This is a genomic window from Paenimyroides tangerinum (assembly GCF_003865405.1).
Lineage (GTDB): Bacteria > Bacteroidota > Bacteroidia > Flavobacteriales > Flavobacteriaceae > Flavobacterium > Flavobacterium tangerinum.
The window spans coordinates 43599-57946 of sequence record NZ_RQVQ01000011.1 but is presented as its reverse complement, the minus strand read 5'-3'; the positions used below and the strand labels follow the sequence as shown (position 1 = coordinate 57946).

The following is a 14348-nucleotide window of genomic DNA, read 5'->3' as shown; positions in this document are numbered from 1 at the left end:
GAATCAAATGTAAACTAGAAAAATGAAAGATGAAAATAAATTTCTATTTTACATAATATATATTATAGGTCAATATTTTTTTATAAAGAAAAGTAAAAAAAGATTATGCTATAAAGTATAATAAACATACTTTTGCAACAAATTGATATAAATAGATACACAGTGGAAAATTCAAATGCACAAAAATTAATCAAACAAATTCAAGGGGAAATTATTTCTAAAGGAATTGATGCAAATACAATCATACCTGAATTGAAAAAACTTAGAGAATTTGCTTTATTAGAAGAAAATCCGGTTGTTGTTAAGGCTTTGCGTTTAGCTTACGAACACATTGAAAAAAATAATGATTTTTTAATTCAAATTCCTTCAGATGAACCTGTTGATGAAAATGAAATCAATGAATTTGGTTCTACAAATACAGAAAGTTTAAACTATTTATTGTCTTTAATGCTAGATTTAGAAAATAAACACAATATTTTAGATTTAAAAGATTATAATAAATTAATGCTAGAGTTTTAGTTAATTACTAAAACTCTTTTTTTGATACTATGAAAAAGTTTTTTAAAATAATCGCATATTTAGAAGGAATATCATATTTATGTTTATTCTTTAATATGTTTGTCATAAAATCTAATAACCTAGAATTATATAAACAAATTTTATTTCCTCTAGGTATGGCTCATGGACTTTTATTTGTATTGTATGTCGTTTTAGCTATTTTTCTTGCAATTGAACTAAAATGGTCTTTAAAAAAGACATTTTTAATACTAATAGCTTCTGTCCTACCCTTTGGTACATTCTATTCTGAAAAGTATTGGATTGAGCAAATGAAATAAATTAACATCTGTAATAGTTGTTTTTTCTAAATAAAAACTTATTTTTGCGATATTAATCTGAATTTGATTAATAAAAACAAAAATCTAAATAATTTAAAAAAGTATTTATGAAAAAATTATTATTACCATTATTAACTTTATTTATTGCAAATAATTCAGTTACTGCTCAAACTTCAGAATACAATAAATGGTCTGTTGAATTGAATGGTGGTGCTAATAAAGCATTACATAATTGGGGTGAGGGTTATAATGCTCCATTTAATTTTTTACATACCAATGCAGGTGTACGTTTCATGGTAAACAGTAAATTTGGTTTAAAAGCAAGCTTTGGTTATGATAACTTAAAAAATGGTGATCATTCAAAATCATTTAAAACTGATATTTATAGATATAATTTAGAAGGTATCATCAACGTTGGTAGAGTTTTATCTTTTGAAGAATGGACTAATACTATTGGTATTTTATTACATGCTGGTGCTGGATACACTACATTTAACTACGGTAACTTTCCTGATAGAAATGATAATGCTGTAAATATAATGGTGGGTGTTACTCCTCAGATTCGTTTAAGTAATAGAATTGCTTTAACTCTTGATGTTACAGCAATTAACAACTTTAAACAAGCATATACTTGGGATGGTTCTGTTAGACCAAATAATAATTTAAATGCTTCTGGTACAGTTAATGTAGATGGTCAAACAGGAAATGTTGATATATCTGTTCCAGATCCTTCTCAAAAATTTCTAAAACATTTAAACCCAATGTTAAACACAACAATTGGTGTTACATTTTATTTAGGAAACAAGTCTACTCATGCTGATTGGTATGTGGCTAAAGATGAAGAAAATACTGAAGTATTGGAAATTCAAAATGAATTAGAGGAAATTCAAAATAAATACAACACTCTTGAAGAAAAATTAAGAGATACTGATAACGATGGAACTCCAGATTATTTAGACAACTGTATTAATGTACCTGGACCAATTGAAAACAGAGGTTGTCCATGGCCAGATGCTGATAAAGATGGAACTCCTGATCATTTAGACCAATGTCCAGATGTAGCAGGTCCAAAATCTAATCATGGATGTCCTGTAATGGAAAAGAAAGATGTTGAACAAATGAATTCTTACGCAAGAACTATTTTATTTAACACAAATCAATCAACTTTTCAAACACAATCTTTCTTAGTATTAGACAATATTGTAAAGAAAATGACTGAGTTTCCAAATACTAAATTCAACATTTACGGATATACAGATAATACAGGAAATGATAAAATCAACATTCCTTTATCTGATGCTCGTGCAAATGCAGTAAAAAATTACTTAGTTAAAAACGGAATTAAAGCTGATAGATTAACTGCAAAAGGATTCGGTTCTGCTGATCCAATAGATTCTAATAAAACTGCTGCAGGAAGAGCTAATAATAGAAGAACAGAAATTATTTTAAAATAATATTTTTCAAAAGATATTTTAAATATCAAAATTTGTTGAATTTTATTAAAGTATATTAGATATAAAATGCGATTTGAAATTAAATTTCAAATCGCATTTTTTTATATAGTTAAACCTTGTATTCCTTGGTTTTAAATTCATTTATACTAGTTTTTTTTAATTCCTTTTATAGATATCTAAGATTTGAGAAAACAGAATAAGACATCAGATTAAAAACTTGATTTTTTATTTAATAGCAATTAATAAATTAAATTTTAGAAATCAATGAATTAAAGCTTATTTTTTTATTTAATAGTTTTTAAAAAAAAGATAAAAAATAATGGAATTAAATAAAAAAACGGCATATTTTTTGATTTAGAAAATTTATCTATATTTTTTAAAAGCATTATAATTTTTTACTATTTTTATAAAATTTAACACTTTTAATTTCTAAATTCTTTGAACCAATAAATTCAAATTACAAAAAATGAATTTTTAATACGTTTTTAAAATTAAAAAGACAATTGTTTTTTGTTAAAATTTAAGTACTTTTGATAAATAATTCAAGTTTGTTGTTGTTCTTGAATTTAATTTAGAAAAAAAAGTATGAAAAAAATTGTATTATCTTTATTTCTTGTTGCAATAGCAACGAGCAATATTAACGCGCAAGAAAAACCATATAATAAATGGTCTCTTGATTTTAATGGAGGTTTAACTAAACCTGCTAAACCAATGACTCCTGGTTATTATTCAGAAACTTTCGAAAGTTTTTACCATGTTGATGCAGGAGTTCGTTACATGTTTAATAACAAATTTGGTTTAAAAGTTGATTTTGGGTATGATGACATGAAGAATGGGAAAAATTCTTTAGATTTCAAAACCAAATATTATAGAACCAATATTCAAGGAGTAGCAAATCTAGGGCGAATAATGAACTTTGAAGATTGGACTCGAGTTTTTAATCTACAAGCTCATGCTGGATTTGGTTATAGTTGGATGACAAATGATTACTTTAAAGGTACTGACGAAATGGGTAATGTTATGGCTGGTTTAACAGGGCAAATTAAACTAGGCAAACGTGTAGCTTTAAACGCCGACTTTACAATGATTAAAAACATTGAACAAGATTGGACATTCGATGGACGTACTGATGGAGTTAAAAAATTAAGAACTTTTGAAGGTACTTTATACAACGCAACATTAGGTTTATCGTTTTATCTTGGCGGTGCTAAAGAACATGCAGATTGGTATGTAAGTACCCCAGCTGCTGTAAATTTAGATGAAATCCATAATGAATTAGAAGAAATTCAAACTAAATTAACAGACGTTGATGATAAAATGAAAGATTCTGACAATGATGGAACACCTGATTATTTAGATAAATGTATTAATGTACCGGGAGCAGTAGATAACCATGGTTGTCCATGGCCAGATAAAGATAAAGATGGTGTTCCAGATCATTTAGACGAATGTCCAGAATTAGCTGGTCCTAGATCTAATAACGGATGTCCACAAATGGAGAAAAAAGATATTGATGTATTAAATGGATATGCTAAAACAATTTTATTTAATACTAATCAATCAACTTTCCAAACTCAATCTTACGTTGTGTTAGATGGTATTATTAAAAAAATGAAAGAATTCCCTAATTCTAAATTTTACATAAAAGGTTATACCGATAGTACAGGTAGCACAAGTATCAACTTGCCATTATCGGATGCAAGAGCGAATGCTGTAAAAGATTACTTGGTTAAAAATGGTATTAAATCTGATAGATTAGTGGCTAAAGGCTATGGTTCTGCAGATCCAATTGATACAAACAAAACTGCTCAAGGAAGAGCTAACAATCGTAGAACTGAGATTATTTTAATAAAATAATTAAAACTTAAAAACGTGAAATTAATGATTTCACGTTTTTTTTATGTAAAAAATCAGCAAAAATTTGTGTGGTAAAATGTCTTATAATAATTGTGAAATTACTTTTTATTGCAGGTTTCAAATAAATAATGAATATTTTTATGATTAATCACAATTATTTTTTTTTATCATAATCAAAACATTAATAATCATTATCTTTGTTGGAGATAGAAATCTTTAGCATGGAAACAGTTTTAGACTCAAATAAACCAACGCAAGGAAAACCTAAATGGTTACGCGTTAAATTACCAACTGGAAAAAAATATACCGAACTGAGAGGTTTGGTTGACAAATATAAATTAAATACCATTTGTACATCTGGAAGTTGTCCAAATATGGGTGAATGTTGGGGTGAAGGAACTGCAACATTTATGATTTTAGGAAATATTTGTACACGTTCATGTGGTTTCTGCGGTGTAAAAACTGGACGTCCAGAAACTGTTGATTGGGACGAACCAGAAAAAGTTGCTCGTTCTATAAAGTTAATGAATATCAAACACGCTGTTTTAACAAGTGTGGATAGAGATGATTTAAAGGATGGTGGGTCAATTATTTGGGCAGAAACTATAAAAGCTGTCCGCAGAATGAATCCTACCACTACTCTAGAAACTTTAATTCCTGACTTTCAAGGTATCGAAAGAAACATTGATCGAATTTTAGAAGTTAATCCAGAAGTGATTTCTCATAATATGGAAACGGTTCGTCGTTTAACTCGTGAAGTTCGTATTCAAGCAAAATATGATCGTAGTTTAGAGGTTCTTCGTTATTTAAAAGCGAATGGAGCTAATCGTACAAAAACAGGAATTATGCTTGGATTGGGAGAAACTGAAGAAGAAGTTATCCAAACTATGCATGATTTAAAAGCTGTAAATTTAGATGTCTTAACAATTGGTCAATATTTACAACCTAGTAAAAAACATTTACCCGTTAAAGAGTTTATTACTCCAGAACAATTCAAAAAATACGAGCAAATTGGTTTAGAACTTGGATTTAGACACGTTGAAAGTGGTGCTTTAGTTCGTTCATCATACAAAGCTCAAAAACATATTTTATAATTTATGGTCGTTCTTTGGAGCGACCTCATTTTTTTAGCTAATGAAAACAAGAATTGCAATTAACGGTTTCGGAAGAATCGGAAGAAATTTATTCCGTTTATTAATAAATCATCCTACAATTGAAGTTGTAGCGATTAATGATTTGGCTGATAATAAAACGATGGCTCACTTATTAAAATATGATAGTATTCATGGAAAGTTATCTGAAGAAATATCTTTTGATGAAAATCATATAATAATAAACAATAAAAAAATCGTTTTCTTTCACGAAAAAGAAATTTCAAATTTAAATTGGAATGACTTAAATATTGATTTCGTGATTGAAAGTACAGGTAAACATAAAACTACTGAACTTCTTCAAAATCATATAAATAACGGAGCTAAAAAAGTCATTCTTTCAGTATCTCCAGAAGACAATCTTATCAAAACTATTGTTTTAGGAGTTAATGATTCTATTTTAGACGGAACCGAATTGATTGTTTCGAATGCAACTTGCACAACAAACAATGCCGCTTCGATGATTAAAATCATAAAGGAACTTTGTGGTTTAGATAAAGCTTTTATAACAACAGTTCACTCCTATACTACGGATCAAAGTTTACACGATCAGCCACATAAAGATTTACGTAGAGCAAGAGGCGCTGCACAATCTATGATTCCAACTACAACTGGAGCTGCCAAAGCATTGACCAAAATTTTCCCAGAATATGAAGGTAGAATTGGCGGAGGTGGAATTCGAGTTCCTGTTCCTAATGGTTCGCTTACAGATATTACTTGTTACGTAAATAGAGATGTAACTGTTGAAGAAATCAATGAAGCTTTCAAAAAAGCATCCGAAAATGAATTGAAAGGAATTTTGGAATATACTGAAGATCCAATTGTTTCAATTGATGTTGTTGGTAATACACATTCTTGTTTGTTTGATGCGCAATTGACTTCCGTTTTAGACAGAATGGTTAAAATCGTTGGATGGTATGACAACGAAATTGGATATTCATCACGTCTTATTAATTTAATAGAAAAAATGAGAACATAAAAAACTTTGTAATTGTGTTTACAAAAAAGAGAGTAAAAATTTATTTTTACTCTCTTTTTTCATTAAAAACATCTTTTATAGTTAAATTTCAATATTGTTTTTATTTCACCTCATTTACAAGTTGAATATAACCTGTAAATTGAGTTCCATCTATAATGTAAATCGCGTAGAAATAGGTTCCTGATGGAAGTGCTTTTCCATTATTTGATTGACCGTGCCACTCATTTTTGTAATCTGTTTTTGAATAAACCGTAGATCCGTAACGATTAAATATCGAAATTTTGGCAACATGATAATATTCAAGATCTAGAAAATCATTGATATTATCTCCGTTAGGAGAAATTCCTTTTGGAATATAAATCTCTTGTCTATCAATGTCAACACAAGCTGTACAAGCTTCAACTGGATCAAATGTATGATCTGATGTTATCTCAACAATATTAACAAAATCGCCTACTTGAGATTTTGGAACAGTTAATTTTACATTATAAACTACCGTATTTCCAACATTTAATTGAGGAATAATATCAACTAAGTTACCTGTTCCGTTGGTGTTAATAGAACTAGACCAACTCATATTTGTTACTCCAAAAGGCATTGGATCGCTTACTTTAACATCGTATGCAACTGCTGGACCTTTATTTACAACAGTTATTACATAGTTCAATTCTTGTCCTGTTTGATAATAACTAACACCATCTGTTTTTGTCGCATCCAAATCTGCAAATTTCTTTTCAATCTCTGCAAAATCTGAATTATTATTAGAATCTGGATCTGGATTTTGACCTGAAACTGTTGCAATATTTTTATAATTTCCATCCGAGTTTACACCAACAGTTATTGATATTTCAGCCGATTGTAAAGCTTGTAGAACACCGACATTCCAATTACCTGTATTACTGTTATAAATTCCTTGAGTTGCAATATAACTTACGAAAGAATATCCAGAAGGTAGTAAATCAGAAACAATGACATTTGGATCATCATAATGAGGATTATTATTGGTCACAACAATTTTAAAAATAGCTTGTAAACCATCTTCAGATTCCACAACTTTTGTTATTGATAAATCATTACATGGTTCAACTTCAATTGTTGTTGCTTTTGAAACACGAGTCCAGCCGCAATTTTTCTTTACTTTTACTGAATAATCTCCTGATTCAGAAACCGTTTTTGTATTAACAGTTGTTATTCCGATTGAATTTCCATTTAAGAACCATTCATATTCCAACATATCTTCTGTCGCTTCTAAAGTCACAGAACAATCTGGATTGGTAACAGAAAGTAAAGGTGCAATTGCTGCTTCTCCAAAAGATGAAAAGAAAGCAGACATTGAGGACACATTTTCTTCTTGTTGAACAATACTTACTGTTAGTGGTAGATTTGAATTTAATAAAATATTTCCATTTAAACCTAAAGAACCAATATTAAAATTATTGAATGTAATTAAATAAAAAGTCGTATTTCCAATTTGAATACGATTATTTCCTGTCAATGTTTCAATATTATTTCCGTTTAAGAAAACAGGTTCTGTGGCACTTTCAATAATAATATACGAGAAGAAATTTAAATCTACATTATTATAATTTATAAATTTTCTAGTTCGAATATCGGTTGCACCTGTACATCCACCAATAGGAAGAACAGTCGAAAAATCAGTTTCACATCCGTAAGCAGTTCCAGAAATAACACTTACTGGCTGATTCGAAATTACCATAGAAGAAGAAAACTGAGTATTTGTATCGCCGTGATGAAAATTATGAAAATCGCCAGCATTTGTTAGTGTAATTGAGGTTGGAGTTCCTAATGAAATTCCAGTATTACTAAAATTTTCAATAGTAAAAGTTGTATTCGGTTGTGTTGCAATAACCACTGTTTGTTCTGGATGCGTATTTCCAGTCCCGACTGCTCCAGCTCCACGAACAATCATATATTTATCACCTAATGAACTAACCGGAGCTAATTGATCAACTGTTCCATCTTGTCCACTTCCACCGCAAGCTTGAGGAGTATCACCATAACTACCAACAACCATAACTACTTTTTTATCTGCGGTAATCAATGTTCCGATAGGTGCATTGAATAGATAACTTTGGCCTTGATTTAGTGTAATTGGTCCTGTGGGAAGATTTACAGTTGTTGCATTTTCAATTGCCATAACCGAATAAACAGGCTGTCCACCAGTTGTAGAAGTTCCATTAGAAAGCCCGTTAAAATTAGAACGATAATATCCAACTCTAAATTCTAGACCTTCACCCTCTTCTCCAAAACTTAATAAAGATGCATTTCCTTTAATTGTAGAAGTTGTCGCACCAGCAACATCAGAAGCTATATTGCGATAATTTACAAGAATTGGAGCTGAAGCTTCGATAATCAAACCTCTATCATCATAAATTTGATTCAGAAGATTTCGAGTTAATGAAGCTGGGGAACCAGTAAATCGATAAGATTGCGGAGTTGATTCTAGAACAGTCAAAGTTGTGATCAATGTACCATCACTTTTCTTTAGAGTTACTGTAACTGGATTTGAATCTGTAGTAGAAATCACTACTTCATTTGCTTGACTCCAATATTGCCAAGGCGATGGAGCGATATGATGTGTATCGTAATATTGTGCATAACCCAAAATAGGAATACAAATAATTAAGAAAAAAACTACCCTTAATAAAAATTTCATAATACATATTATTTTAATAAAATAAATGTAAATAATTAAATTTTATAATCAAAACGTTTCATATAAAACAAATAAAGTTTATTAAAAACACAAAAAAAGATCCCGAAGAATCTTTTAATATAGAAGTTGAAAATTAATTAAATTTTTCCTTTTGAAATCATAACATATAAGATTACAATTGGAATTAATAATAAAATCACCATCTGATAATGTACTATCAAAACTCGATAATCTAAAATCAAAACTGATAATAAACCTCCAATTGCACCACCAAAATGGGCAGTGTGACCAATTAAATCATTTTGTTGTTTCATTCCATAAATCGAATATAACAAATAACCGATTCCAAAAACATAGGCTGGCATTGGAATAACAAAAAACAATCCTAATTGCGCATCTGGATTTAATAAAATAGCTGCATATAAAACTCCTGTTATCGCTCCAGAAGCACCGATTGCAGAATAATATGGTTGCTTTTCGTGAATTTTCAGACTCAATAAACTACCACATACCAAACTAATAAAATAAACAATCAAAAAAGAAATTGAACCGAAGTAACCAATGACAACTGGTGCGAAAAAATATAACGTAAGTAAATTAAAAATCAAATGACTTATATCTCCATGTAAAAAAGCAGAAGTAAACATTCTGTATTTTTGACCACTTTGGATAGCACCAACATTAAATTTATATTTATCGAAAAAAACACGGTCGTTAAATCCTTTATAACTAACCAAACAAACGATTGCAATAATAGCAATTAAAACTTCACTCATAATATTTTTAAAAAAAACGAAGATAGTAATTAATCCATTTTTTTTCGGATAAAATCAATATTAAAGTATCTTTGTGAAAAATTTAATTATGGGCGCAATAGCTTATTATTTTGTTTATGCAATTTTATGGTCAATCTCGATATTACCATTTCCAATACTCTATTTTCTTTCGGATTGTATTTATTTTTTACTTTATAAAGTGATAGGTTATCGAAAGAAAACTGTTCGTTATAATTTAAAAATAACACTTCCACATCTTTCGGATGAAGAACGTTTGAAAATTGAACAAAATTTTTATCATCATTTATGTGATATGTTTTTAGAAATGGCAAAAACACTTACCATTTCTGAGGATGAAATGAAAAAACGATACAGATTTACGAACCTTGAAGTTGTAAAAGAATTCGAAAAGAAAAACAAAAGTATCATCTTAATGACGCCTCATTATGCAAGTTGGGAATGGGTGATTATTTTAGGAAAATTTATAGATTTTAAAGGTTTTGGGATTTATAAAAAACTAAGTAATCCGCGTTTTGATAAATTAGTTCGAGATATGCGTTCTAAATTTGATGCCGAACTTATTAGTACTAAAGAAACTGTAAAAAAGATAAAAGAAAATCAGAGTATAAATATCCATGGAATTTATTTATTCTTGAGTGATCAAACTCCTAATTTAAGAAAAGGTTTACAATGGGAATACTTTTTAGGACATGAAGTTCCAGTTCATATGGGAGCAGAAAATTTAGCTCGCGAACTTGACATGAACGTTCTTTATTTAAAAGTTTCTAAAGTAAAACGCGGCTTTTATGAAGCTAAGTTCATTCCAATTACAGATTGTGTTTTAGAAGAAAAAGATTTTGAAATCACTAAACGCTTTTTAAAATTATCAGAAGAGCAAATATTAGAAAAACCAGATTACTATTTCTGGACACACAAGCGTTGGAAACATATGGGTAGAAAAAACGAGGTTGAATAATTAAATTTTCGAAAACACTTTTAAAAAAGTTAGTAACTACTTAATTTAATTATTCTCAAATCATTTAATATTCAATATCTTTGCAAAATAAAATTTGATTATGACAAATAACGATATATTTAAAAAATTACGTGTTGCTCTTCAATTAAGAGACGACCAAATAGTAGAAATTTTAGAATTGGTTGATTTTAGAATTTCTAAAGGAGAACTAGGAAATGTTTTCAGAACAGAAGATCACGAAAAATACATGGAATGTGGAGATCAATTGTTGAGAAACTTTTTAAACGGATTAGTTATTCATTTAAGAGGAACAAAAGAGAATCCTAAAACTCCAATGGATGTAATTAAATCTCATAAAAACACTCCTGAAAAGAAAACTGAAGGTGGAGGTGGAGAAAAAAAATTCTCAAAACCATTTAAATCAGACGATAAAAAACCTTCTGGTGCTGGATCAAAACCTTTTAAAAAGAATTTCAAAAAGCCAGAACCTAAACAAAATCCGGTTGAGTTTTTTAAATTTAATTCAGGTAAAGGAACAAAGAAAAACGAAAATTAAATCATACAAAATCCTCAAATTGTAAATTACTTTTTGAGGATTTTTTTATTTATAACTCAAAGAAAACTTTTTTTGTAAAATTAATTATGTTGGGTATTTATACAAAACTACTTTAAAATTTGAAAAAATATTTCAATCTAATTGTTATCGTTTCATCAGAATATTCATTTTTTTTTAAATCACAGATTCTACAGCACATTTTTTAATTAAAAATAATTCGAAACCTTAATCAAGTTTTACTATAAAACACTTTTTCTAAAAGCTAATTAGAGCATGAAACTAAAAATAAAATTAATTAAACTAAAATATAAAAAAAATCTTTTTACTTTTTGAATTTCATTGAAACTATTAATTAGTAAAAGAGAAAGAATTTTGTTCAAAAATCGTATATTTAGATTTTTAAAATCATATTACTTCTATGAAAGCTTTTGAAAACGATTTAGTTTTAAATGGTGATCGAATAATCGAACATCAACCAGCAATATCTGACAAAACATTACGCTTAAATTTAAATAAAAACATTTACGGAACTTTTTCTGAAATCGGTGCAGGACAAGAAACTGTTCGTCATTTCTTCAGATCTGGTGGTTCATCGCGAACAATTGCAAAAGCAATGTCGGCTTATGACAAGCAATTTAGCGATGCAATTTATACTACAGAAACTGACGGAAGATATGTTACTGAAAGTCGTTTAAAAAAAATGATTAATCACGAAACACATTTGATGGAAGAGCGTTTAAATCGTGAAGACAATCCAGATCGTATTTATTTTAGCTACGCAAATACGGTTGCTACAATTGATTTTGCCAAAAAATTCAAAGGTCATGGCTGGGTTGGAATTCGTTTTCAAACCAAACCAACAGGTGAATATAATGAGATAATTTTACATATTCAGTTCAAGGAAAATGATGTTCGTTTACAACAACAAACTCTAGGGATTTTAGGAGTTAATCTTATTTATGGAGCTTTTTATCAACATAATGATCCTAAAAAATTAATTGAACATTTATATGATCATCTAGATAAAGATCAATTGGAAATTGACACGATTAATTTCTCAGGTCCAAACTTTAAGGATGTTGACAATCGTTTAATGAGTTTATTTTTGGTGAAAAACAAAATGGCTTCGGCTGTAATGTTTGCACCAAATGGTCAAAACATCTTACCTGCAAACACCTTATTTAGACAAAATATTTTGATTCTTCGTGGTAGTTTCAGGCCGGTTACTGTTGTGAATATGAATATGTATGAAAATTCCTTAAAACAATTTTTAGAACGTAATCCTGTTGCTAAAGAAAATACAAAAGTAATTTTCGAAATGACTTTAAATAATCTTTTGAAAGAAGGCGAATTAGATGAACAAGATTTTATCGATCGTGCCGAATTACTTTGTTCGTTGGGGCAAACGGTTATGATTTCAAATTTCCGTGAATATTACAAAGTAGTTGATTATTTAGCACAATATTCTAATGAAAAAATTGCCCTTTCAATTGGAGCTACTAACCTACTCGATATTTTTGACGAATCTTATTATTCAAATTTAAGCGGTGGTATTTTTGAAGCTTTGGGAAAATTATTCAATAGAAATTTAGAAATTTATATCTATCCAACTAAAAAAGATGATGACACAATTGTAAATTCACATAATTTAGAAACCAGAAATACTAAAATTCAAGTTTTATATGATTATTTCAAAAACGAAAATCAAATTATTGATATAAAAGAATATGAGGTTAAAAATTTAAATATTTTCTCGCATGAAGTTTTAGAAAAAATCAAAAATAACGAAAAAGATTGGGAATTATTTTTACCAGAATCTGTTGCTAACATCATCAAAGAAAAACAATTGTTTACATAAAACTAAAAAGACCGATTTTTTTTCGGTCTTTTATTTTAATATTTGAGCGGTATGCTCTTTTGTTTTAACTTTAAGAATTACATCTTCAATAATTCCGTTTTCATCAATAACAAAAGTTGTTCTGTGAATACCATCATACTCTTTTCCCATAAATTTCTTTGGTCCCCAAACTCCAAATGCGTTAATAACTTCTTTAGATTCATCGGATAAAAGAGAAAAAGGTAAATTATTTTTCTCTTTAAATTTTTGTTGACGTTCCTTACTATCAGCACTAACACCTAACAAAGCATAATTAGCATCTAAAAAACGATTGTAATTATCTCTAAGTTCGCATGCTTCTGTTGTACAACCTGGAGTTGATGCCTTTGGATAAAAGAAAACAACTAATTTTTTACCTTTATAATCTTCTAATTTATGGATGTTTCCTAATTCATCTTCTGAAGAAAAATTTGGTGCCTTATCTCCTATTTTTAAAATATTCATATCACTTCTTTTTGTAAAATTAACCATTTTAAAACGATTAGAACAATAGTGTTTTTAATATCTTTGTTTAAATATCGATTTGTAATGACTAAGCAAGAAAAAGTAGAATTTGTAATAGAAACTTTAGAAACTTTATATCCTGAAATTCCGATTCCATTAGATCATAAAGATCCTTATACTTTGTTGATTGCTGTTTTACTTTCTGCACAATGTACTGATGTTAGAGTAAATTTGACAACACCACATTTGTTTGCAAAAGCAGATAATCCGTACGATATGATTAAATTATCAATTGATCAAATTGCGGATATTATCCGTCCATGCGGATTAGCGCCTATGAAATCAAAAGGCATTCATGGACTTTCTCATATTTTAATTGATAAACACAATGGAATTGTTCCAGCAAATTTTCCAGATTTGGAAGAGTTACCAGCTGTTGGTCATAAAACGGCTAGCGTGGTTTTGGCTCAAGCCTTCGATATTCCAACTTTCCCTGTCGATACGCATATTCATCGTTTAATGTATCGATGGAACTTGACAAACGGAAAAAATGTAGAACAAACTGAGAAAGACGCAAAACGTATTTTTCCAATAGAAACTTGGAATCGTTTGCATTTACAAATGATTTGGTATGGTCGCGAATATTCACCAGCTCGTGGTTGGGATTTAGAAAAAGATATAATTACTAAAACAATTGGACGAAAATCAGTTTTAAACGAATATAACAAAAAGGCATCTAAATAAA

The 14348-nt window shown here is 29.0% G+C and carries 13 protein-coding genes; 10 read left to right on the top strand and 3 right to left on the bottom strand.

Annotated elements, in window-relative coordinates; genetic code table 11:
- The first annotated feature begins 162 nt into the window (after positions 1 to 162).
- From EG240_RS06365 to gap, 6 genes are all read left to right on the top strand, one after another.
- Positions 163 to 519, top strand: coding sequence for a hypothetical protein (locus EG240_RS06365; RefSeq protein WP_125018559.1), 357 nt, complete (start codon positions 163 to 165; stop codon positions 517 to 519).
- Positions 520 to 548: 29 nt separating this feature from the next.
- Positions 549 to 836 (top strand): DUF3817 domain-containing protein, encoded by a 288-nt coding sequence (locus EG240_RS06360; RefSeq protein ID WP_125018558.1) that lies wholly within the window; start codon positions 549 to 551, stop codon positions 834 to 836.
- Positions 837 to 943: 107 nt separating this feature from the next.
- Entirely contained in the window at positions 944 to 2290 is a 1347-nt protein-coding gene (locus EG240_RS06355) for an OmpA family protein (protein WP_125018557.1), read from the top strand.
- A gap of 585 nt (positions 2291 to 2875) precedes the next feature.
- On the top strand, positions 2876 to 4147 hold the full coding sequence (locus EG240_RS06350) for an OmpA family protein (RefSeq protein ID WP_125018556.1): 1272 nt from the start codon (positions 2876 to 2878) through the stop codon (positions 4145 to 4147).
- A gap of 221 nt (positions 4148 to 4368) precedes the next feature.
- Complete coding sequence (gene lipA, locus EG240_RS06345; RefSeq protein ID WP_125018555.1) at positions 4369 to 5241, top strand: lipoyl synthase; 873 nt, start codon at positions 4369 to 4371, stop codon at positions 5239 to 5241.
- Positions 5242 to 5281: 40 nt separating this feature from the next.
- On the top strand, positions 5282 to 6277 hold the full coding sequence (gene gap / locus EG240_RS06340) for a type I glyceraldehyde-3-phosphate dehydrogenase (protein WP_125018554.1): 996 nt from the start codon (positions 5282 to 5284) through the stop codon (positions 6275 to 6277).
- Between the two features lie 100 nt (positions 6278 to 6377).
- Here the strand turns inward: gap and EG240_RS06335 are convergent, their stop codons facing one another.
- Together EG240_RS06335 and EG240_RS06330 are read right to left on the bottom strand one after the other, a co-directional pair.
- Positions 6378 to 8954: a T9SS type B sorting domain-containing protein gene (locus EG240_RS06335; RefSeq protein ID WP_125018553.1), complete on the bottom strand. Its 2577-nt coding sequence runs from the start codon at positions 8952 to 8954 to the stop codon at positions 6378 to 6380.
- Between the two features lie 137 nt (positions 8955 to 9091).
- Positions 9092 to 9730: a rhomboid family intramembrane serine protease gene (locus EG240_RS06330; protein WP_125018552.1), complete on the bottom strand. Its 639-nt coding sequence runs from the start codon at positions 9728 to 9730 to the stop codon at positions 9092 to 9094.
- 88 nt (positions 9731 to 9818) lie between these two features.
- On the opposite strand from EG240_RS06330, the gene EG240_RS06325 reads away from it, so the two are divergent.
- The 3 genes from EG240_RS06325 to EG240_RS06315 all read left to right on the top strand — a co-directional run bounded on the left by EG240_RS06325 (position 9819) and on the right by EG240_RS06315 (position 13120).
- Positions 9819 to 10706, top strand: coding sequence for a lysophospholipid acyltransferase family protein (locus tag EG240_RS06325; protein ID WP_125018551.1), 888 nt, complete (start codon positions 9819 to 9821; stop codon positions 10704 to 10706).
- 100 nt (positions 10707 to 10806) lie between these two features.
- Positions 10807 to 11262: a DUF1456 family protein gene (locus tag EG240_RS06320; protein WP_125018550.1), complete on the top strand. Its 456-nt coding sequence runs from the start codon at positions 10807 to 10809 to the stop codon at positions 11260 to 11262.
- A gap of 418 nt (positions 11263 to 11680) precedes the next feature.
- Positions 11681 to 13120, top strand: coding sequence for a nucleotidyl transferase family protein (locus EG240_RS06315; protein ID WP_125018549.1), 1440 nt, complete (start codon positions 11681 to 11683; stop codon positions 13118 to 13120).
- Positions 13121 to 13150: 30 nt separating this feature from the next.
- Here the strand turns inward: EG240_RS06315 and bcp are convergent, their stop codons facing one another.
- Positions 13151 to 13603, bottom strand: coding sequence for a thioredoxin-dependent thiol peroxidase (bcp, locus tag EG240_RS06310; RefSeq protein ID WP_125018548.1), 453 nt, complete (start codon positions 13601 to 13603; stop codon positions 13151 to 13153).
- Between the two features lie 84 nt (positions 13604 to 13687).
- Here bcp and EG240_RS06305 point away from each other — a divergent pair, with 84 nt between their 5' ends.
- Positions 13688 to 14347 carry an endonuclease III domain-containing protein gene (locus EG240_RS06305; protein WP_125018547.1) on the top strand — a complete coding sequence of 220 codons (660 nt, stop codon included), beginning with the start codon at positions 13688 to 13690 and terminating at the stop codon, positions 14345 to 14347.
- Position 14348: the final 1 nt, after the last annotated feature.

Bases quoted from the DNA above. Each gene is read 5' to 3' on its own strand.
- EG240_RS06350 (WP_125018556.1), top strand. From the start codon at position 2,876: ATGAAAAAAATTGTATTATCTTTATTTCTTGTTGCAATAGCAACGAGC.
- EG240_RS06320 (WP_125018550.1), top strand. From the start codon at position 10,807: ATGACAAATAACGATATATTTAAAAAATTACGTGTTGCTCTTCAATTA.
- bcp (WP_125018548.1), bottom strand. From the start codon at position 13,603: ATGAATATTTTAAAAATAGGAGATAAGGCACCAAATTTTTCTTCAGAA.
- lipA (WP_125018555.1), top strand. From the start codon at position 4,369: ATGGAAACAGTTTTAGACTCAAATAAACCAACGCAAGGAAAACCTAAA.
- gap (WP_125018554.1), top strand. From the start codon at position 5,282: ATGAAAACAAGAATTGCAATTAACGGTTTCGGAAGAATCGGAAGAAAT.
- EG240_RS06360 (WP_125018558.1), top strand. From the start codon at position 549: ATGAAAAAGTTTTTTAAAATAATCGCATATTTAGAAGGAATATCATAT.
- EG240_RS06325 (WP_125018551.1), top strand. From the start codon at position 9,819: ATGGGCGCAATAGCTTATTATTTTGTTTATGCAATTTTATGGTCAATC.
- EG240_RS06330 (WP_125018552.1), bottom strand. From the start codon at position 9,730: ATGAGTGAAGTTTTAATTGCTATTATTGCAATCGTTTGTTTGGTTAGT.
- EG240_RS06305 (WP_125018547.1), top strand. From the start codon at position 13,688: ATGACTAAGCAAGAAAAAGTAGAATTTGTAATAGAAACTTTAGAAACT.
- EG240_RS06315 (WP_125018549.1), top strand. From the start codon at position 11,681: ATGAAAGCTTTTGAAAACGATTTAGTTTTAAATGGTGATCGAATAATC.
- EG240_RS06335 (WP_125018553.1), bottom strand. From the start codon at position 8,954: ATGAAATTTTTATTAAGGGTAGTTTTTTTCTTAATTATTTGTATTCCT.
- EG240_RS06355 (WP_125018557.1), top strand. From the start codon at position 944: ATGAAAAAATTATTATTACCATTATTAACTTTATTTATTGCAAATAAT.